General features: G+C 58.1%; 16 protein-coding genes and 1 tRNA gene. 9 read left to right on the top strand and 8 right to left on the bottom strand.

What is annotated here, in order from left to right; translation table 11 throughout:
* Window positions 1-97: 97 nt before the first annotated feature.
* Window positions 98-3,688, bottom strand: a complete 3,591-nt coding sequence (locus tag FE840_RS07625) for a PAS domain-containing sensor histidine kinase (RefSeq protein ID WP_138285444.1) — start codon at window positions 3,686-3,688, stop codon at window positions 98-100.
* 239 nt (window positions 3,689-3,927) lie between these two features.
* Here FE840_RS07625 and FE840_RS07630 point away from each other — a divergent pair, with 239 nt between their 5' ends.
* The gene (locus FE840_RS07630; protein WP_138285443.1) at window positions 3,928-4,368 is read left to right on the top strand and encodes a phasin; all 441 of its coding nucleotides are present in this window, start codon (window positions 3,928-3,930) and stop codon (window positions 4,366-4,368) included.
* Window positions 4,369-4,503: 135 nt separating this feature from the next.
* Window positions 4,504-4,580, top strand: a tRNA-His gene (locus FE840_RS07635).
* 600 nt (window positions 4,581-5,180) lie between these two features.
* On the opposite strand, the gene FE840_RS07640 is transcribed toward FE840_RS07635, so the two are convergent.
* The 3 genes from FE840_RS07640 to FE840_RS07650 all read right to left on the bottom strand — a co-directional run bounded on the left by FE840_RS07640 (window position 5,181) and on the right by FE840_RS07650 (window position 8,043).
* On the bottom strand, window positions 5,181-6,284 hold the full coding sequence (locus tag FE840_RS07640; RefSeq protein WP_138285442.1) for a branched-chain amino acid aminotransferase: 1,104 nt from the start codon (window positions 6,282-6,284) through the stop codon (window positions 5,181-5,183).
* Between the two features lie 178 nt (window positions 6,285-6,462).
* Window positions 6,463-7,083: a HupE/UreJ family protein gene (locus tag FE840_RS07645; RefSeq protein ID WP_138285441.1), complete on the bottom strand. Its 621-nt coding sequence runs from the start codon at window positions 7,081-7,083 to the stop codon at window positions 6,463-6,465.
* A 78-nt stretch (window positions 7,084-7,161) separates the two neighbouring features.
* Window positions 7,162-8,043 (bottom strand): LysR family transcriptional regulator, encoded by an 882-nt coding sequence (locus FE840_RS07650; RefSeq protein ID WP_138285440.1) that lies wholly within the window; start codon window positions 8,041-8,043, stop codon window positions 7,162-7,164.
* Window positions 8,044-8,147: 104 nt separating this feature from the next.
* On the opposite strand from FE840_RS07650, the gene FE840_RS07655 reads away from it, so the two are divergent.
* The 3 genes from FE840_RS07655 to FE840_RS07665 all read left to right on the top strand — a co-directional run bounded on the left by FE840_RS07655 (window position 8,148) and on the right by FE840_RS07665 (window position 11,988).
* The gene (locus FE840_RS07655; RefSeq protein WP_138285439.1) at window positions 8,148-9,644 is read left to right on the top strand and encodes a CoA-acylating methylmalonate-semialdehyde dehydrogenase; all 1,497 of its coding nucleotides are present in this window, start codon (window positions 8,148-8,150) and stop codon (window positions 9,642-9,644) included.
* A gap of 225 nt (window positions 9,645-9,869) precedes the next feature.
* Window positions 9,870-10,934: a YjgN family protein gene (locus FE840_RS07660; protein ID WP_138285438.1), complete on the top strand. Its 1,065-nt coding sequence runs from the start codon at window positions 9,870-9,872 to the stop codon at window positions 10,932-10,934.
* A complete protein-coding gene (locus FE840_RS07665; RefSeq protein ID WP_138285979.1) occupies window positions 10,924-11,988 on the top strand; it encodes a M48 family metallopeptidase in 1,065 nt (354 codons plus the stop codon). Before FE840_RS07660 ends, FE840_RS07665 begins: the two co-directional genes overlap by 11 nt.
* Before the next feature lie 207 nt (window positions 11,989-12,195).
* Here FE840_RS07665 and FE840_RS07670 read toward each other — a convergent pair whose 3' ends face one another.
* Window positions 12,196-13,227 (bottom strand): Fe(3+) ABC transporter substrate-binding protein, encoded by a 1,032-nt coding sequence (locus FE840_RS07670; RefSeq protein WP_138285437.1) that lies wholly within the window; start codon window positions 13,225-13,227, stop codon window positions 12,196-12,198.
* 184 nt (window positions 13,228-13,411) lie between these two features.
* On the opposite strand from FE840_RS07670, the gene rirA reads away from it, so the two are divergent.
* The 3 genes from rirA to FE840_RS07685 all read left to right on the top strand — a co-directional run bounded on the left by rirA (window position 13,412) and on the right by FE840_RS07685 (window position 16,297).
* Window positions 13,412-13,897 carry an iron-responsive transcriptional regulator RirA gene (rirA, locus tag FE840_RS07675; protein ID WP_138285436.1) on the top strand — a complete coding sequence of 162 codons (486 nt, stop codon included), beginning with the start codon at window positions 13,412-13,414 and terminating at the stop codon, window positions 13,895-13,897.
* Window positions 13,898-14,077: 180 nt separating this feature from the next.
* On the top strand, window positions 14,078-15,718 hold the full coding sequence (locus tag FE840_RS07680; RefSeq protein ID WP_138285435.1) for a GMC family oxidoreductase: 1,641 nt from the start codon (window positions 14,078-14,080) through the stop codon (window positions 15,716-15,718).
* Window positions 15,719-15,766: 48 nt separating this feature from the next.
* The gene (locus FE840_RS07685) at window positions 15,767-16,297 is read left to right on the top strand and encodes a gluconokinase (RefSeq protein WP_138285434.1); all 531 of its coding nucleotides are present in this window, start codon (window positions 15,767-15,769) and stop codon (window positions 16,295-16,297) included.
* A gap of 24 nt (window positions 16,298-16,321) precedes the next feature.
* Here the strand turns inward: FE840_RS07685 and FE840_RS07690 are convergent, their stop codons facing one another.
* From FE840_RS07690 to FE840_RS07700, 3 genes are all read right to left on the bottom strand, one after another.
* Complete coding sequence (locus FE840_RS07690; RefSeq protein WP_138285433.1) at window positions 16,322-17,620, bottom strand: NAD(P)/FAD-dependent oxidoreductase; 1,299 nt, start codon at window positions 17,618-17,620, stop codon at window positions 16,322-16,324.
* Between the two features lie 9 nt (window positions 17,621-17,629).
* Window positions 17,630-18,988 (bottom strand): glutamine synthetase family protein, encoded by a 1,359-nt coding sequence (locus tag FE840_RS07695; protein WP_138285432.1) that lies wholly within the window; start codon window positions 18,986-18,988, stop codon window positions 17,630-17,632.
* Between the two features lie 269 nt (window positions 18,989-19,257).
* Entirely contained in the window at window positions 19,258-20,511 is a 1,254-nt protein-coding gene (locus tag FE840_RS07700; RefSeq protein ID WP_138285431.1) for an NAD(P)/FAD-dependent oxidoreductase, read from the bottom strand.
* A gap of 202 nt (window positions 20,512-20,713) precedes the next feature.
* Here FE840_RS07700 and FE840_RS07705 point away from each other — a divergent pair, with 202 nt between their 5' ends.
* Window positions 20,714-21,103 (top strand): YbaN family protein, encoded by a 390-nt coding sequence (locus tag FE840_RS07705; RefSeq protein WP_138285430.1) that lies wholly within the window; start codon window positions 20,714-20,716, stop codon window positions 21,101-21,103.
* Window positions 21,104-21,120: the final 17 nt, after the last annotated feature.

Genomic DNA, 21,120 nt, shown 5'->3' on the forward strand with positions numbered 1-21,120 from the left:
CATCCAATGAAGAAAACCGGCCTGTTGGCTGCAGTCGCGTTTATCGTTCAACGGTCAGCGCAACCGCAAGCGCCGACGCTGCCTCCATCAGCGCAGCTTAATCCGCCAGGACGCGAGGCGAGGGAAAAGTCACCTCGACCAGAGTGCCTTCATTCGGCGCGGAAGAAATCTGGAAATGCGCCCGGTTGGCATCGACCATCGCCTTGGTGAGGGGCAGGCCGAGGCCGGTGCCGTCTCCGCGATTGCGGGGGGTGCCGGACGAAACTTGCCTGAATGGTTTCATTGCCTGCTCAAGCTCTGCTCGTGACATCCCCACGCCGGTGTCGCGGATGCGCAGCGTGACACTGCCATTGGTTTCATAGGACGTGGAGACGATGATCTGGCCACCCGAGGGTGTGAAACGAATGGCATTTGCGAGGATGTTGAGAACGATCTGTTTGATCGAGCGGGGGTCGGCCACGATATTGGGAACGGACTGCGAAAGAGCGGTCCGGATAATCACCCGCTGACTGTTGGCTTGTGGCTGGATGATCGAGACTGCACCTTGCACGGTTTCATTGAGGCCAACCGAAGTGAAGTCCAGCTCCATTTCTCCGGCTTCGATCTTGGATATGTCCAGAAGATCATTCACGATATCAAGAACATGACGCCCTGATCGAACAATGTCATGGGCATATTCCCCATAGCGCGGGTGCCCCACAGGTCCAAAATGCTCATTCGCCATCATGTCGGCAAAGCCGATGATTGCGTTCAGCGGAGTGCGGATTTCATGGCTGACGCGGGCAAGGAAATCGGTCTTGTGCGCATTGGCTGTCTCTGCTGCGCGCTTGGCAGAGCGCAACTCTTCCTCGGTCCGCTTCCATTGCGTAATATCGCGGATCACTGCGCAATAGCCATTCGACGAGGTCAGCTTGCCGATCGTCATGAACAGCGGGAGGAAGCCGCCTGACGCTTCGCGCCCGATCACCTCCCGGCCATCGTTCAATACGCTTGCAACGCCATGGCCAGAGAGCCCGTTAAGATAGTCGAGGATGGATCGCTGGCTTTCATGGGCGAAGAGCATGACAAAGGGTTTGCCACGTGTTTCCATGTCGTCGAAATTGAACAATGCGCTGGCGGCGCGGTTCATCGAGCGAATATCGCCATCGGAATCGAGGATCACGACGCCATCGGTTGCTGTTTCAAGGATTGACCGCAATTCCTCGACTTCCACCTTCAGGCGGGCCAGTTCGCTCGCCTGTGCGGGAGGTGTGCTCGGTCTGGAAACCACATCCTGTGCGCGCTCGGCAGAGTTCTGGGGGACCAGCGCCAGCATCAGGGCGCTTGTCTCATCAAAGCGGACGGACTGAAGCCGTGCCGATACTGGAACCAGGCGATCATCCGCGCGAACAACCATCACCTGGCTTTCGTGACCCGTGTCACCGTTGATTTCGCGTCGCTGGATCAGTGCATCAAGACCGCCAGCACTCTCAAGCGCGAAAAGATCCGCGTAGCCCGTCAGGTTCAGGAACTCCGGATTGGCATGGATCAAGCGATCTCCTGCGTGGATCAACAGCGCCAATGGCATCAGATCCACAATTTCACCTGTAAGGCATCTTTCGCGCCGACCGGTCGGGTCGCCAGGCACAGATGCCCCCGCTTGCTCATCCATGCGGTTCCGATTGTCGTCCCGATCAGGCTGCTGCTCCGGTTTTACCTCCTGCCAGACTTCAGCCTCTTGATGGTCTTCATTTTGCGTTGGCATTGCAGATGACAGCGCCGATTCCTCGACATCCTGACTCTCTGGCTCCTTGGTCTCACTGATGTTGATGAGGCGACCCGATTTCAGCGGAGCCGGTTCGGTGAGCGATTGTTCGACACGAGCGCGTAGCCCCATCGGATCGAGCTTGCGTGCGATTTCCTGAAAGGCGGCCTGCTCGCTGGCGCTCAAGCCGTCCCGGCCCTTGCTACGTCGCTCCTCCAGTTGAACGACCTTGTCAGATGTGGGCCCCTGTTCCGGGGTCATGATCCGCAGTACGGGAGGCTCACTGTTCCTGTCGTTGTGTCTCGGGAAGGAAAGCGCATCGTCTGGCGCGTCTTCTGAAGGAGCATCGTGGTGGGCGTCAACGATCTGATCGAGCTGCTCAATCGAGCGGGCGTCACCGGCCTCGTTCGTGAGGTTGAGTTCCTGCGGGTCTTCAGCGAGGGCATCGGACGCCTGATCGTCTTCAATATCGCTGTCAAAGTGAAAGGGAACCGGGAGGTCCTTCGCTTGGCCCTCATCAAGCTCCTCTGTTTTATGCGACTCCACAAACGTCATGCCCATCGCTGACGGGTCTTCGATCGCATCGGCAATCCGGACGATTCCGAAACCGCGGAAACCGTCAAACTCGCGATTGCGGGTATAGGTGGGAAGGGCAGCCAGATCGACCGGCACGACCAGGCTCGTCCCCTCTACCGGCCAGTAAATGGTCTTGCCGGACCAGGTGTCACGCTTTTTCAGCAGATCCTGGATCTTGCCTTCAGGATCAAGCCCGAACAAAGCCGCCAGATCGGCAAAGGCTGCGCCGTTGATCGCTGCCGCGCGCGGTCCGACGGCATCGGCAAATTCACTGGATACTTCAGTGAAGCGCCCATCGGCATCGATCTTCCAAACGAAGCGGCTGGCACGACGACGAGGATCGAACTGGAACTCGGCAACCTCATCAGCCAATTCTGCTGGTGTGGTTGCAGACAGGGCAGAAGCCCGATCGACCTCCACTACCTCTGGACCTGGGGTCTCCGTTTCATCGTCCTTGAGGCCTGTATTGGGTTCGGTTGTGTCGGAGGTCTGATCTCGAAATTCTTCCGTCAGGGACCCGTCCTCGCTCTGATCTGAAGCGCCGACCTCATCCGGTGCCGGTGGCTCCGTCTCTGCGCCTCCGATTGTCAGATCGTGCCGGATTTCTTCGAGTGCCGGTTCAAACTCCTCTATTGCGCTGACCGCCTGCACAACGTCTGCCTCGGTTTCAGGCAATTCATCATGTGCATCTCCGCGGCCGACGAAAGGAAGTGTTTCCACAATGAAGACGAGATGCAGGGCAGGCTCGTCAGAAATCCGACCGATCGCTGCGGGCATGTATCCCTGGCCAGTTGGTATGGGACGCTTGACCAGGCGGTCCGGATCGGCACCAACCAGATTTACGAGAGTTCGCGCCATGTGCGGCGTCAGGTCCAATCGCGCGAACCCTTCCGAGGACGCAACGATATGCCCTTCGCCATCGAGGACGGCGATATGCGTGTCTGGATCGTCAAAGCCTGTCACTAGTTCGCTTGCAAGGGCGTTGGGACGTCGGCCTTGATTGATCGCTGGAACGGATAGCAGCACCACCGGCTCGCCGCTTCGTATCTCGACGAGTTGCGCGCTCGCCGTGACCGGTACCGTCTGAAATCCGTTGCCGATACGCAGAACGAGACTGCGACGCTCGCCTACCACCTGAAGCTGACGGGCGGTCGTCTCGACCTGCCGGAATATCACATCGGCACGAGCGGGAGTGTCTTCAATGAAATCGTAGATCGATTGCTTCCCAAAGAGCCTCGCGCCCCCGCCATTGGCCCACAAGACCTTTTCCATCGAGGCCGCGAACACGACAAGAGCCTCCCCGCGTGCAAGGCGGTGACGAATGCTGTCGTGGACGGCCACGTCGATGAAAGGATACTGCGCTGGCATTGTCGACCTGTTGTTCCCATTGCCGTTTCCCTCGGCAAATTAACAGATTTTTAATAGCTAGGCAGGGGCTTTGGGTCCAGCAAGCCCCCTTTGTTTCCATGGTTAGGGTTAATTCGCACGAATTATTTTATGCTGCATCGCACAATCATATTGCAATGCACAATAATGGGTGCTATATGAGAAGCATCAGATGAAACAGTGGTCCGGTTGGGGCCAGCCAAGCAACAAGGACAACGATCATGAACACCAAAGACGTATTCTCAATTTCCGCATTCGACCCTGCAAAGATGCAGGAAACCTTCCGCGACTTCGCCGAGAAGGGCTCGGCTCAGTCCAAGGAAGCCTATGCCAAGATGAAGGCAGCTGCCGAAGAAGCAACGAAGACCGTTGAGAGCACCATGGAAAGCGCGCAGGCCGGTTCGGTTGAGCTTGGTCTGAAGGCGATTGATGCCCTTCGCACCAATGCCGAAATGTCGCTCTCGCACATGGAAGCTCTGCTCGGCGTGAAGTCTGTTGCAGAACTCGTGGAACTGCAGACCTCCTTCATTCGCAAGCAGGCTGAAGTGACGATCGAGCAGGCCAAGGCCATGCAGGAAACGGCCAAGAAGGTCGCAGACACTGTTGCAAAGCCAGGCAAGGAAGCTGCCGAAAAGGTCATGTCGACCTTCAAGGCCGCCTGATTACGGACAGATCCTCCCAAGGATGAATGGGCCGGGCGCGATGCTCGGCCCTTTTCATTTCGGCGAAGAAAAAGACTTGAAAATTTCCCCGCCTCCCCGTATGTGACCCCTCAAGACGTCGTCGACGCAATTTGTGCGGTTGTAGCTCAGTTGGTTAGAGCGCAGGTTTGTGGCACCTGAGGTCGCTGGTTCAACTCCAGCCAACCGTACCATCCTCCCAGTCAAAGATAGTCATCCTTCGCTCCCGTTTGATCGGAGGCGCGTGATTGTTTGTTTGTCATCACTAAAATGCAACGCATTCTGTTAGGGTGAAACATACGAATAGCGCAGTCTCTGCTTTGCACAAGCTACCGTTCCTGCTTTAGTTTTTCCTGTTAAAACGGGAATCGCGATGGAGCGACGGTCATTTCCAAGACATGCCTGCAGTCTGGGGTCTCTGATCCTGACATATGGGTGCCATTTCAGCGCAAGGATATCAGACTGGAGCGAAGCTGGTATTCGCCTTACCCTGTATGATTGCCTGCCCCTGAGGTCGCTTGATCATTGCATTATCTATTGTGATGGATTCAACGTCGTCCATGCAAAGGTCATCTGGACAAAGGGTCGCGAGCTCGGTGCCCGCATCTGCAATCCCAAGACGGCAGCACTCGGTGCTGCCCTTTACTTGCTGCAGGAGCCGGCTGCGAATCCCTTCACATGAAACACATGATCGCGCTGGTTTCTGTCTGTCGATATAAGCCAGGCTGCATGCAAAGCAAAGCCCCGCCGCAGGGTTGCGACGGGGCATGTTGTAGACGAGCGGCAATCAGTGCTTAAAGGCTGGCGACATCCTTAACCCAACCATGGCCGTCGGCGACAGTGCCACGCTGAATACCCGTCAGTTGATTGCGGAGCTTCTCGGTCTCCATCCCCGTGCCGGCATTGCCGATGACGAATTCGCCTCCCGAATGCCGCACAGTGCCGATGGCCGCCACGACAGCAGCTGTTCCGCAGGCAAAAGCCTCTCTCAGCTTGCCGCTTCGGGCATCGTTGGCCCATTCCTCGAATGAGTAGGGCCGCTCGATCACTTTGAGACCGTTTTCCGTCGCCAGTTGGATAATCGAGCCGCGTGTGATCCCAGGCAGGATCGTGCCGGAAAGGGGAGGGGTCACCACGGTGCCATCGTCCATGACGAAGAAGACGTTCATCCCGCCCAGTTCTTCGACCCATTTGTGCTCGGCAGCATCCAGGAAGACCACCTGATCGCAGCCACGGCTGGTTGCCTCGGATTGGGCAAGCAGGCTTGCCGCATAATTGCCCCCGCACTTGGCCGCTCCCGTGCCGCCCGGTGCCGCCCGCGTGTAATGCTCGCTGACCCACAAGGTGACTGGCTTGCTACCGCCCTTGAAGTAGGGGCCAACAGGCGATGCGATGACGCAGAAGATATATTGACGCGACGGCCTCACACCGAGAAAGGCCTCGGTCGCAAACATGAATGGCCGCAGATAGAGGCTGCCTTCACCTTCGGGTACCCATTTCGAATCGATCTTGACCAGTTCCGCAACAGCCTTGAGGAACAGTTCCTCCGGAACCTCGGGCATGGCCATGCGAATGGCAGATTTGTTGAAGCGCCGCGCGTTTTCTTCCGGACGGAAAAGAGTGATCCGACCGTCCTGCGCCTTGTAGGCCTTCATGCCCTCGAAGATCTCCTGCGCATAGTGAAGGACGCTCGCGGCGGGATCGATCTGGAACGGCGCACGAGCCTTGATCTCGGCGTGGTGCCAGCCCTTGTCGGCGTCCCACTGGACAACCGCCATATGGTCGGTGAACAGCGTTCCAAAGCCAAGATTGTCAAAGGCTCTCAGTCGGTCGCTCTCCGCCATGGGCGTTGTGCTCGGCACGATGGTGAAGTCAAGCATTGCGGTATCAGTCGTCATCGGAAGCCCGTTGGTGAGAAGAAGATGCGATGCAGTTCTCGCTCCAGCCAAAAAGCGAGCAACTGGTGACCGTCGTTTGCGCGGTTCCATGCGCTTTTGTCAACTGAATCTCTCGATCTGCACGGAAACAGACCAGACTTTGAAGGGATTTACTGCCGCCGCGTCGTCGCCTGATGTCTCACCCTATCGCGAGGCGGTAGAGGAACCATAGACCAGATAAGGCGATCGCCAGTCCGAGCAACTGCACGAGCCGACCCTTCCAGAGTGGCTTGAGGATCGCGCCGATGCCAATACCAACCACATGGATCAGGCCGGTCGCAACGACGAAGCCGACAATGAAAGCGGTGGGATCGTTCGCGCGTGGTGCAAGAACGCCGTGCGGATAGCCGTGCATCAGGGCAAATGCGGAAATCAGCAGAAGCGCTGCCCATTCTCGCGCTTTCCATGCTGCGGCTATCGCAGCTCCCAGAACGATGACGGAGAGGGAGATGCCATATTCCAGCGGTTGGGCTGGCAAGAGCCCGACCATGCCCATAAGCCCGCCGATACACATGATGAGTGGGAAGGTTGTCGGAAGTGTCCATACGGAGCGGCCACCCATCTGGGCGCCCCAGATGCCGACTGCCAACATGGCCATCAGATGATCGAAACCGGCCAGAGGATGCCCGAAGCCCGATCCGAAGCCTGCCAATGGTCCATCCATCACATGAGCCTGTGCGGAGCCTGGAAAAAGACCGAAAAGCAGCATAGGCGAGAGTATCGCTACGGAGAGGGACGCTTTGTAAAGAGAGCGGAACATGGAAACGGCCTCATGGTTGGCAACAGAAAGGCGTAAGGGAAATGGATTCATCGAAGACGACAAAACGATGTGATTGCGTTACATGAAAATCTGTCTGTCGGACTGGACGGCATCTTGCAGAAACTGGATGACCGCACGCACTCGAACCAGTTCGCGGGCGCTTTCGTGATAGGTGGTCCAGTAGGCCCTCTTCAAGGTCAATTCCGGCAGCACCCGAACGAGGCTGGCGTGTTGCCGCGCGATGTATGTGTGCAGAATACCAATGCCAGCCCCGGCCAATACGGCCTCGGTCTGACCGATTGCAGACGAAATCTCGAACCCGGCGTTCCAGTCGCGCATGACTTCGCCCTTAAAATTGAGCGAGGGCGTGAAGATCAGGTCTTCGACATAGCCGATCCTTCGATGGCTCTTGAGCGCTTCTGCACTCTGCGGAAATCCTTCTTTTGCGATGTAGGCATCACTGGCATACAGGCCGAGTGTATAATCGGTCAGATGGGCAGAGATCAGGCGGCCTTGATCCGGCCTCTCCAGTGTCACCGCAATGTCGGCTTCCCGCTGCGAAAGCGAAAACGACCGCGGGACTGGCACGAGTTGGATCTTCAGCTCCGGGTGACGTTCGATCAAGGCGCCAAGACGGGACGCCAGAAAGAACACGCCGAAACCATCCGGGGCGCCGATCCGGACCGTGCCGGCGATGCGCGCGTCGGTTCGACCAAGATTTGCCTGGACCTGCAGCATCTCTGTTTCCATACGCTCGGCGGCGGTGAGGAAGGCCCCGCCTTCTTCTGTCAGCTCGCACCCATTGGTGCGACGGATGAAGAGCCTTGTCTTGAGTGCGGTTTCAAGCGAGGTCAGACGACGCGAAAGTGTTGCATGGTTGAGCCCCAGCCTGCGAGACGCGGCCAGGATCTGGCCCGTCCGCGCGACGGCGAGAAATATGCGAACATCATCCCAGTTCATTGGCAACCTTGCATCGAATTTTGCACAACGGATGCGTAAATCATCACGTTGAATTGTGCAAATTAAAGCGCATACTGCCTTCATCAAAATCCAGGAGGAAACCCATGTACCAGGTTGGTCATTTCATCGGCGGCAAGCATGTCGCCGGCACGTCGGGCCGCAAGCAGGCCATCTTCAATCCGGCCACCGGCGAAGTGCAGGGCGAAGTCTCGCTTGCCAGCGCCGAAGAGCTGAACGCCGCCGTTGAGAATGCCAAGTCGGCCCAGGCCAAGTGGGCGGCCATGAACCCGCAGCGCCGCGCCCGCGTCTTCATGAAGTTTGTCCAGCTGCTGAACGATAACATGGACAGCCTCGCCGAGACGCTGTCGCGCGAACACGGCAAGACCATCGAAGACGCCAAGGGCGACATCGTCCGTGGTCTGGAAGTCTGCGAATTCGTCATCGGCATCCCGCATCTGTCGAAGAGCGAGTTCACCGAAGGTGCAGGCCCGAACATCGACATGTACTCGATCCGCCAGCCCGTCGGCATCGGCGCGGGCATCACGCCGTTCAACTTCCCGGCCATGATCCCGATGTGGATGTTTGCGCCTGCGATTGCCTGCGGCAATGCCTTCATCCTGAAGCCCTCCGAGCGTGACCCCTCCGTTCCGATCCGCCTCGCCGAACTGATGATCGAAGCGGGTCTTCCGGAAGGTGTTCTCAATGTCATCAACGGCGACAAGTCTGCCGTCGACGGCATCCTGACTCATCCTGATATCTCGGCCGTCTCCTTCGTCGGCTCGACCCCGATCGCCCGTTACGTCTATGGAACGGCCGCTTCGAACGGCAAGCGCGCCCAGTGCTTCGGCGGCGCCAAGAACCACATGATCATCATGCCGGATGCTGACCTTGACCAGGCTGCCCAGGCGCTGATGGGGGCAGGCTACGGCTCGGCCGGCGAGCGCTGCATGGCGATCTCGGTCGCCGTTCCGGTCGGCGAGGAAACCGCCAACCGTCTGATCGAGAAGCTCACCCCGATGGTCGAAAGCCTGCGCATCGGTCCCTATACCGACGAGAAGGCCGACATGGGCCCGGTCGTCACCAAGGAAGCCCAGGCCCGCATCAAGTCGCTGATCGACAGCGGCGTTGCAGCCGGCGCCAAGCTCGTGGTCGATGGCCGCGATTTCAAGCTCCAGGGCTATGAGAACGGCTACTTCGTCGGTGGTTGCCTCTTCGACCACGTCACGCCGGATATGGATATCTACAAGACCGAAATCTTCGGCCCGGTCCTGTCGGTCGTTCGCGCCAAGAACTACGAGGAGGCCCTCGAACTGCCGATGAAGCACGAATACGGCAATGGCGTCGCGATCTACACCCGCGACGGTGACGCCGCCCGTGACTTCGCCAGCCGCATCAACATCGGCATGGTTGGCATCAATGTTCCGATCCCGGTTCCGCTCGCCTACCACTCCTTCGGCGGCTGGAAGTCCTCTTCCTTCGGCGATCTCAACCAGCATGGTACGGATTCCATCAAGTTCTGGACCCGTACCAAGACGGTGACGAGCCGCTGGCCGTCCGGCATCAAGGACGGTGCGGAATTCGTCATGCCGACAATGAAGTAGTTTGCCACAGCAAAACTGAAGTTACAGTTGGATTGAGAAACGGCGGCCCGGACCGCCGTTTCTTGCTTGTGTCATCACAGTCACACCTTGCCGCCTTATGTGATGTCTGCAGCAACAAGCGTCAGTCCGCACTTGAGCACATCATATCTGCGTGATCTCTGACGGGCGACGTCTCTCTTGGGGCCGAAGGCGTCTGACTAGAACTTGCAAGCGAGAGGGTTTTGAATGCAGCAAGCGGCAGCCGACCATGAGCCGGATCTGAAGCGCGGCGAGTTCCGCGGAAATGCACGCGAGTATTTCGGCATCTGGATCGTCAATATTCTGCTGACGATCTTGACCATTGGCGTTTATTCCGCCTGGGCAAAAGTCAGACGCAATCGCTATTTTTATGGCAATAGCTATGTTGATAGTCACTCTTTTGACTATCATGCGCGTGGTCTGCAGATCCTGATAGGTCGTGTGATCGTCATCGCCTATATCGTGATCTACAACATCGTCCTGACGATCAGCCCGATTGCCGGTATCGTCCTTGGTCTGTTGATGCTTCTGCTTCTGCCCTGGATCGTAATGCGGAGCTTACGTTTCAATGCCCGTATTACGAGCTACCGCAACATTCGCTTCGACTTCACCGGAAAGACCTGGGGCGCCTTCGTTGCGATCATAGGCGGTGGATTGGTATCATTTCTCTCCATTGGAATTCTTGCGCCCTTCGCCAGCCGCTGGCTCTATCGCTACATCTTCAACAATTTGCGCTATGGTGATCGCAGGTTTGAAAGCGATCCCCGGCTGGGAGCCCTCTATCGGGTCTGGTTGCCTGCGTTTATCATTTTTCTCGTTGGTGCGGCGATCGCAGCTGGTCTTGGCGCGCTGGCAATCTTCTCCATAGCAGGCAGCGACATGGGGGGTGACAACGAGATCCAGCTCATTCTGGCAATGTATGGTGTCCTCATTCCGACTCTGGTCATTTTCGCAGTGTCGGGGATCTTCTATCGCGTCGGCGTGCGAAATGTCGTGATGAACGCGACTGTCTTTGACGGTCGTCACCGTCTTTTCTCCGACCTTGGACGTCGTCGTTATTTCTGGATTGTCCTGTCGAACTTCGTCATCTCTGTCATAACGCTCGGCCTGATGCGACCCTGGGCCGCAGTGCGGGAGCATCGTTACACTATCGAACATTCCGGAATCCTGGTCGATGGCCCGCTCGATGATGTGATATCATCAATCGAGCGATCTGGTTCGGCTGCGGCGGCGGAATATCTCGATATTGAAGGGTTCGATTTTGGCTTCTGACATACGAATGATCGCCCGCGGTTTCTGGCACCCACCTGGTTCCAGTCGGGCGATCCCTGCCACTTTGTCCGGAACAGGCAAGACCTTGTTTGTCAGCGCTGATGGAGACAGCCGTGATCCGCTGACCATGAATGATCTCATCAAGGTGGACATCTCTGCCCGTATTGGCAGTATACCCCGACGGATAACCTTCGCTGACGGCTCGATGTTTGAAACCGCAGACAATGATGCTGTAGACCATTGGGTCAGAAACCATCGTCGTGGGGGCTTTGTTCACGAGCTGGAACGCTTCCATCCGCGCCTCGCGGTGGTGGTCGTCGGCATCATCCTTTTGGCTTTCGGCATCTATCGCTATGCGGTCCCGGCTATGGTCGAGATTGCCGTTCTTGTAACACCGCCTGCGGTGACGCAGTGGATGGCAAGCGGCACGCTGCTGTCTCTCGACCAGGCGGTATTCAGCGAGACGGAACTTTCCTTGGAAAAGCAACAGGAAATCCTCGACGGGTTTGCCGCCGTGGCTGCCGTCTCTGGGCGGGGGCCGGAAGGCTATAATGTCAATTTCCGCAAGGGTGGTGCGATCGGGCCAAACGCCTTCGCTCTGCCCGACGGAACGCTTGTCATCACCGACGAATTGATTGCGCTCGCCGATGGGGACATGGATATGATCATCGGTGTTCTGGCGCATGAAATCGGCCATGTCGAACGGGAACACTCCCTGCGTCAGCTTTACCGTGCGGCGGGAACAGCCGGTTTGATCATGCTGATCGCCGGCGACATCGGGACGGCCGGTGAAGACATCCTGACAAATGGCGCGGCTCTTGTGGCCTTGTCTCATTCGCGCGAGGCAGAGCACGAAGCAGATCGGATTTCAGTCGAACTGATGCACAGGGCAGGCCGTGATCCGGCTGCAATCGGTCGCTTCTTTGAAGTTATCGAGGCCGAATTTGGTCTCGAAGGTGACTCCTCGTTTCTGTCGACCCACCCCGGGACGGCGGAGCGACGTCAGGCCATCGCAGATTATGCAAGCGAGCTGAAGTCGAGTGGTGCGCCATAAGCTCAGCGGCAGTTCGAGATGGCCAAACAGGGCCGGCAACGCGCCGGTTTCGCAGTTGTCGATTTCTCCATGATCTCGGCATTCCTGCGAAATACGTGTTCACGAACACCGAAATGAAGCCAAAGAAAAGGGGCGGCTTTGCCGGCCACCCCTTGTTTCGAGCCGTTCAATTAGAAATGAACCGCTCTAATTCAACGCACTGTCAGCTCACTCACTTGGACCGTTGTTCACGCCGACCTTGTCAACCAGCTCCGATGCGGCTTTGCGGCTTGCGGCCACTTCAGCCAGGGGCAGCATATCTGGCTTGATCGCACCAAATCCGGCAACCGTCTCGGAAGGCTTGGTATTCGGGCCAACCGGGTATTCATAAACCCGCTCGGCATAAAGCTGCTGCGCCTGATCCGAAGCTAGGAATTCCATCAGCTTGATCGCGTTATCGCGGTTCGGCGCGTTCTTGGCCATCGCCATGCCCGAGATGTTGACGTGGGTTCCGCGGTCGCCAGCGTTCGGAAACAGGACCTTTACGGAGGCTGCCCAGTCCTTCTCTTCCGGTTCCTTGTCGTTGTTGATCATCAGGCCGAGATAATAGGTGTTCGCAAGGCCGAGGTCGCACTCGCCCGCATGGATGGCCTTGGCTTGGGCGCGGTCATTGCCGGCCGGCTTGCCGATAAGGTTGTTCTTCAGGCCGGTGAGCCAGGTCTCGGTGTACTCGGCGCCATGGTGAGCGATCATCGATGCAAACAGCGCCACATTGTAGTCATGCTGCGCATCGCGCATGCAGATGCGGCCCTTCCACTTTGGATCTGCGAGTTCTTCATAGGTGATCGTGTCCTCGGCGACGCGTTCCTTCGAGGCGTAAACAACACGTCCACGTGTCGTCAGCGCAAACCAGTTGCCCTCGGGGTCACGATATTGCGCCGGGATCTGGCTATTGATCGTTTCATTTTCGACCGCTTGAGTGACGCCGCCGTCCTTGGCCTGTGTCAAACGCGCAATATCGATGGTCAGGATCACGTCCGCCGGAGAATTCGTACCTTCTGCTTCGATGCGTTCAACAAGGCCCTTGTCGAGGAAAAGGACATTCGTTTTTACGCCGGTTTCTGCTGTGAATGCATCGAGCAGAGGCTGGATCAGCTCAGGTTGGCGAAAGGAGTATACATTGACTTCGCCATCCGCGAATGCAGCGGTGGAGCCTAGGACAGCGGTCGCCATTGCGAGGCTGAAAACATAGTTTTTCATGGTGGTGGATCTCCTCACCGGATTGTTCGGCATAATGTTGAGCGGCATATTCATGAATTCGCTATGAGTGTCAATCTGCGGAAGCCTGTTTTGCAGGCGGGAAACTTATAAGTGGAGTATTTTGGAATTGTTCAAAACTGCAAAAGCCGCTATATAAGGCCCCAATGAAACTGAGGATTCGTGCATGCGTTTGACAAAACAGACAAATTACGCCGTGCGCATGCTGATGTATTGCGCAGCAAATGACGGGCAGTTGAGCCGTATCCCGGAAATCGCCAAGGCCTATGGGGTATCGGAACTTTTTCTGTTCAAGATCCTCCAACCGCTGAACAAGGCCGGTCTGATCGAGACCGTTCGTGGTCGCAACGGCGGCGTGAAGCTCGGTCGTCCTGCGGAAAAGATCAGTCTTTTCGACGTCGTAAAAGTGACCGAGGACTCCTTCGCCATGGCGGAATGTTTCGAGGACGATGGTGATGTCGACTGTCCTTTGATCGATAGCTGCGGGCTCAATTCCGCGCTTCGCAAGGCGCTGAATGCATTTTTTGACGTTCTGTCGGAGTATTCGATCGACGACCTCGTCAAGGCCCGTCCGCAGATCAATTTTCTTCTGGGGCTTGATGAGCTTCAGCCCCGCCCCGTGCGTGCAGCGGCAACGTCGCCTGCGGCCTGACAGTGACAAACTCTGGATGTGTTCGAGGGCCTGCCCGGTATTGGGTGGGCCCTTTCCTATTGCGGCCCCGTATTCCTGCAACCAGGAGGCCGCCGCTTGAAACCACTGGGCGTTTTGTTAGTCTGACGTGAACGTAAGCTGCTCCGCCTGTTTCGCGACCGGCTTACCGGGCGAGGGGAAATGTTCGATTATGTGATCGTCGGTGCAGGCTCCGCCGGCTCGGTTCTGGCCGCACGGCTGAGCGAAGATCAGGATGTCACGGTGTGCCTGATAGAAGCAGGCGGACCTGCCAATGGCCTGCTGACGCGCGTGCCGACTGCAGGCATTTTCACGGTACCGGGCAGGGTGAAAAGCCACAACTGGTGTTTCCCCACAGTGCCGCAAAGAGGCCTGAACGACCGCGTGTGCTTTCAGCCGAGAGGCAAGGGGCTGGGCGGCTCAAGCCTGATCAATGCCATGCTGTATATTCGTGGTCATGCGCTTGATTATGATGAATGGGCAAGCCTCGGTTGCCACGGCTGGTCATTCCAGGACGTCCTGCCCTTCTTCATCAAAAGCGAGGACAATGAGCGCGGCAGCGACGCTCTGCATGGTCGGGGCGGTCCGCTTCAGGTCTCCGATGCCGATTGGGTCCGGCCAATCAATCAGGCCTTCCTGGAGGCGGCGGCTGAGCGTGGCCATCCGATCAACACTGACTTCAATGGACCGGAACAGGAAGGGGCCGGCATCTTCCAGGCGACACAATTCTGGCATGGTCCGAAGAAGGGCGAACGTTGTTCCTCGGCGGCGGCCTATCTCCTTGATCACCTGTCCCGTCCAAATCTGACAGTTATCACCGCGTCGAAGGTGCTCCGTCTGGAGTTGGAAAACGGGCGAGCAGTCGGTGTCATCTGCCAGGATGGTCGAGGTGAAAAATCCTTGCGGGCAGAGCGTGAAGTGATCGTCTGCGCCGGGGCCCTCCAGACACCCCAATTGCTGATGTTGTCCGGGATTGGTCCTGCTGATCATCTCAAGGCGCATGGCATCAAGGTTGCTCTCGACCAGCCGGAAGTCGGTAGCAATCTGCAGGATCATCTCGACTACACGATGATCGTTCGTTCCTCGGACACAGGCTGTCTTGGCCTCGGATACGCGGGCATGACGGATACCATCGCAGCCGCCTTAGAATGGCGGCGGCATGGAACCGGCCACCTGCGTTCCACCTGCGCCGAGTCGGGGGCATTCCTGAAGACGGATCTGGCGCTTGATCGACCAGACATACAGTTGCATTTCCTGGTGGCGATGGTCGATGATCATGCCCGCAAGCTTCACTGGGGCTATGGTTATTCCGCCCATGTCTGTGTCTTGCGACCGCATTCGCGCGGCACAGTGCGACTGGCCAGCGGCGACCCGCACGCAGCGCCTTTGGTCGACCCTGCCTATCTGACCGATCCACGTGATCTGGAGGTGTTTCGCCGAGGTGTGCGGATGACACGGGAGATACTGCAGGGCGGCGCGTTCGACCGCTATCGCGGCGAGGAACTCTATCCAGCCGGCGCGTCCGACGCGGCGCTTGATGCGGCCATTCGCGCCCGCGCTGACACGATCTATCATCCCGTTGGCACCTGCCGGATGGGTTCCGATGCAGATGCTGTTGTCGATCCGGAGTTGAAATTCTGCGGGCTGGATGGCCTGCGGATCGTGGATGCCTCGGTGATGCCAAGACTGATCGGCGGCAATACCAATGCGCCGGTGATCATGATGGCAGAGAAAACGGCAGCCGCGATCAAGGCCGGTGGCAAGCATCGCGCCTCATTGGATGCCGAATTGAATTTGGCCTGAATGGGGCTATGGTCGCACGCCATTCAACCGTATTCGCCAGGACGATTTATGCCGTTATCACCATCCTCTTCTCCAAAGGCTATCATCGTCATGGGCGTAAGCGGGTGCGGCAAGTCATCCGTTGGGGAAGCTCTGGCTTCCGCGCTCAGCCTGCCCTTCATCGAGGGCGACATTCTTCATCCCGCCGCCAATGTCGACAAAATGGCGAAGGGAATACCTTTGACAGATGATGATCGCTGGCCATGGCTCTCCCTGATCGGTGAGAAAATGGCTGAAGCGCTTCAACAGGGAGAGGGGATTGTCGTGTCCTGCTCGGCTCTCAAGGCGATTTATCGCGACCACCTCAGAACCGCGACCGGCAATCATCTCACATTTGTTTATCTACACGGTTCGAAGGCGCTTCTCAGCCAGCGCATGGGTGCCCGCACCGGCCATTTCATGCCGCCCACATTGCTGGACAGCCAGCTTGCGACCCTTGAGATACCAACTGGCGAACCGGGTGTCGTCACGGTTTCAATCGACCAGCCCGTCGAAAGCATCGTCGCCGAGGCGCTTGGCGGTCTCGCCAATCTCGCCTGACTCCGTCGTTTATCAGCTTCCGGATTACACGCCGAGACGGTCACGCAGACCGTAATACCAGGCACCGAGCGCCGTAAACGGCACGCGGAACATCCGCCCGCCCGGGAAGGGATAGGCCTGCAGCGACGACCAGACGTCGAAGCGGCTCATCTGGCCATGCACGGCCTCGCCCAGGATCTTGCCGAGCAGATGCGTCGTCGTCACGCCATGGCCGCTGTCGCCATGCGAGAAATAGACGGTGTCCGAAAGCTTGCCCATATGCGGGATCCGCGTCAGCGTCAGCGCGAAATTGCCGCTCCAGGCAAAGTCGATTTTCACGTCCTTCAGCTGTGGGAAGGTTTTCAGCATGTTCGGACGGATGACACCCGTCAGGTTCTTCGGGTCCTGGCCGCCATAGCCGATGCCGCCGCCATAGAGCAGACGGTTGTCGGCGGTACGGCGGTAATAGTCGAGTACGTAATTGGCATCCTCGATGCAGTAATTGGCCGGAAGCAGTTCCTCGATCAGCTTGGCATCCAGCACCTCGGTCGCCATGACCTGGCTGGAAACCGGCATCATCTTCTCGGTCACCTTCGGCGCGATCCCCGCCATATAGGCATTGCCGCAGACGAGGATATGCTTGGCCCTGACGATCCCGCCTTCGGTACAGACGAAGGGTTGCGGGCCGGTGTCGAGATGCACGACCTTGGAGTTTTCAAAGATCTTGGCGCCCAGGCTTTCGGCCGCTGCCGCCTCGCCGAGCACCAGATCGAGCGGGTGAATATGGCCACCATGGTGATCGATCATGCCGCCGACATAACGGTCGGTCTTCGCATATTTCGCAACCTCGGCCTTGGAGACCATCTCCAGCCCGTCATGGCCATGTTTCATCCAGTGCGCCCGGACGCCGGCCATTTCCTTGACCTGCTTGTCGGTAAAGGCCGCGAAGAAACCGCCATCAACGAGGTCGCATTCGATCCCATACTTGGCCACCCGCTCGCGGATGATGCGGCCCCCTTCGAGCGACATTTCGCCGAGCTTATCGGCCTTGTCCTGGCCGTAACGCTTGGCAATCGTCTCGAGGTCACGGCTATAGCCGTTGACGATCTGGCCGCCATTGCGCCCGGACGCGCCGAAGCCGATGCGGTCGGCTTCCAGCACGATGACGGCATAGCCCTTTTCGGAAAGCTCGAGTGCCGCTGAAACGCCGGTGAAGCCGGCACCTATGATGCAGACGTCGGCAGTGTGCGGGCCGTCGAGCTTCGGGCGCACGCGCTTGTCGCGGGCAGAGGCTGCATAGTAGGAGGCCGCATGGCCGGGATTGGGTCCGATCGACTTGGTCATGGCGTCACCTCACACGGTCCGGATATAGGCGTCGTATTCGACGTCGGTCACACGCAGCGAAAACTCCGAGAGTTCCTGCTGCTTGCAGGCGGTATAAAGGCTTCGATACTTCGGCCCGAGCGCCGCATAGGCGAAGCTCGATTTGGCAAAGCGTTGCAGCGCATAGTCCCAGTTGGTCGGCAAAGGCTCGTGGCTGACCGCATGGTCATCGCCGGAGATCGCACCACCCGGCGAAAGCTTTTCCTTCATGCCGGCCAGCGCCGCCGACAGGATCATCGCCAGAACCAGATAGGGATTGGTATCGGCACCGGCGACGCGGTGTTCGATGCGCGTTGCCGGCTTCGACGCGGTGATGACGCGCACGGCCGCAGACCGGTTGTCGAAACCCCAGGAGGCGTAGGTGGGCGCATGTTCGGACGGGCGCAGGCGGCGATAGGAATTCTGGTGCGGCGCAAAGATCGCCATGCTTTCGCCCATGTTTTCCAGGAGGCCGCCGACCGAATGGAAGAGGGCAGGCGAGGGACCATCATCGCCGACATAGATGTTGTCGCCGTTTTCGTTGAGGATCGAGAAATGCACATGCATGCCGCTGCCAGCCTGGGTGCCGTAGGGCTTTGCCATGAAGGTGGCATCGAGATCATTGGCGCGCGCCACGCCCTTGACGATGCGCTTCAAGAGCACTGCGTAGTCGGCTGCGGCTAGCGCATCCGGTACATGGTTGAGGTTGATTTCATATTGTCCTGGACCGTTTTCGCGAAGCGTGGTGTCAGCAGGCACATTCTGGGCACGGGCTGCTGCGGAAATCCCGTGAAATACTTCTTCGAAATCATGCAGTTCAGAGATGGAAAGAACCTGCGTCTGGCCGGTATGCCAGCGTCCGTCGCGGGTGTTTGGCGGACGAACGGGATCAAGCGCTGAGCGCACCGGATCGATCAGGTAGAATTCGAGTTCGGTTGCCACCACAGGCGTCAGCTTTGCCGCCTTGAAGCGTGCGAGCACCTGGGCAAGGACCTGACGTGGATCGGCGTAGAAAGTGTCGCCTTCCTGGGTGTGCATCTGCATCAGCACCTGCGCCGTCGGACGTGACAACCATGTCACGCGCGAAAGCGTACCGGGGATTGGGAAGCAGATGCCGTCCGGATCGCCGGTACCCTCGGCAAGGCCCGCGGCGTTGACGTCACGGCCCCAGACATCGAGCGCATAGACCGAGCGCGGCATGGCCATGCCCTTGGTCAACACATCAATGGCCCGTTCGCGCGGTATCCACTTGCCGCGTGGCACGCCGTTCACGTCGATGACGAAAGCTTCTAGAACTTCAATATCAGGATTTGCCGCAAAGAATTCGCGGGCCTCTTCGGCCATGTTCATGGGATACCATTGGAGCAGTTCGGGTTTTCTGGATCTTTGACACGTGTCGCCACGCAAGCGGGACGTGCCGCTAACGATAGACGCTCTTCGCGTTGTAGATCAGAAAACGGACCATCCCCGGCTTTCCCCGCTCACTGGCTTTTTGCCATATCATCTTCCAGCCCGCGCGACCGGACAAGAAGTCTTTGATGTAACGTCAAAATCCAATAGCAGTTTGTGCTCCAAAAGACTAGCCGCCTGTCATTTTCCTTGAGGGACCCCCGGTCAGCTCACGGATTGAAACGCTCGGGCCGCCATGCGGTCGGGTCCAGGAATGGCTTTTCACCCGTCATCATCTCCGCAACCAGCCTGCCAGTCGCTGGCCCAAGCGTCAGGCCGTGATGCGCATGGCCAAAGGCGAACCACATGCCCTCGTGGCGCGGCGCTTTGCCGATCACCGGCATCATGTCCGGCGTGCAGGGACGTGCACCCATCCAGGGCTCGGCGTCGAGACGTTCGGCAAGCGGGAAGATCTCGCGTGCCACCTTTTCCGCTCGGGCAAGCTGGACGGGTGATTTCGGTGCGTCCCGATCGGCAAACTCGGCGCCCGTCGTCAGGCGGATACCTCGATCCATTGGCGCGAGAAAATAGCCGCGCTCGGCATCCATGGCCCAGTTGTTGAGAACGGCGTTGCCGGCTGCCGCATAATGCATGTGGTAGCCTCGCTTGACGCCAAGCGGGAAACGATAGCCGAGCTTCCGCGTTGCGTCCTCTGCCCAGGGACCAAGGGCCAGAACCACTACGTCTGCATCCAACGGGCCGTCGCTCGTCATGACCTGCCATCCGTGGCCACTGGCGCGCGGAGCAAGGCTGCTCGCATCGCCGGAGGCAAAACGACCGCCGAGAGACTGGAAATACTGCAGATATGCCTTGGTCAGCCCATGCGGGTCAGTCACCGACCAGGGGTCTTTCCATTTCAAGGCACCAACGAAGTCGCCGCGAAGATGCGGCTCCTCGCGGGCGAGGTCTTCCCGTGTCAGCGCCTGATAACCAACACCATATTCCTTGGCCAGCCGTTCTGCTTCCGCAAGCTCGGCATCCTGCTTCCCGGTCGTGCGAAACAGGCTCATCCAGCCATCCTTGCGAATGAGCTGCTGGGCGCCCGAGGCTTCGATCAGATCCTGGTGTTCGAGGATCGAATTCTCGATCAATGGTGCATAGGCCTTCGCGATAGCCTGATGACGGCTCTTGTTGGAATGCCACCAGTACCGTCCAAGAAACGGAACGAGCTTGAACAGGGCGCTTGCATGATAGTGGGCATCGATCCTGTTGTTGAAACCATAGCGGATCAGCAGGCCTATATCCTGCGGAAATCCATAGGGAACGACTCCCTCGCGTTGAATGAGGCCGGCGTTTCCGAACGAAGTCTCTTCACCGGGCGTGCGCCGATCCACCAGGATCACCGAGCGGCCACGCCGCGCCAGATGAATGGCAGTGGAAACGCCGATGATACCGGCGCCGAGCACGATGGTGGATTTCGACATGAGATTTGGTTTCCGTAAGGACATGTTTGCAGGTCAACAGGATGGCAAAGCCGCAGGTCTGGGTGCAAACGAAAAATCGCCGCATTTGAGGAAATCCTCCGAAACCTTGCCAGAAACGCTCAATGCGGTATGTCACAGTCAAGTTTTGCGATAGGCTTGAAGCGCGGCCACTGCCTGTCCGGTCCTCAAGGAAGGATTTCTCATGCGCCTGATCCTCTTTGTACTGGCCTGGCTGATGGTCGCGATCGGCATCATTGGTGTATTCCTGCCCGTTTTGCCCACCACCCCTTTCATGCTCCTGGCCGCTGCCCTTTTTGCGCGCTCGTCACCGCGCTTCGAGCAATGGTTGCTGGATCATCCGCGTTATGGACAGCCACTGATCGATTGGCGACGCGAAGGAGCAATTTCTAAAAGGGCGAAGATCGCATCGGTTTCACTGATGTCGGTCAGTTATGGGATCGTCTGGTTCGTCGGCCCCCATCAGCTGTGGCTGAAAATCGTGATTGGCGCTATCCTGGTTGCATGCGCGACGTTTGTCCTTACAAGGCCGCTTCCCGGAACGGCAGACCGCGTTCTCCCGGTCGATTCCTGATTGTCGATTCCTGATTA

Source organism: Peteryoungia desertarenae, assembly GCF_005860795.2.
Classification (GTDB): Bacteria; Pseudomonadota; Alphaproteobacteria; order Rhizobiales; family Rhizobiaceae; genus Allorhizobium; species Allorhizobium desertarenae.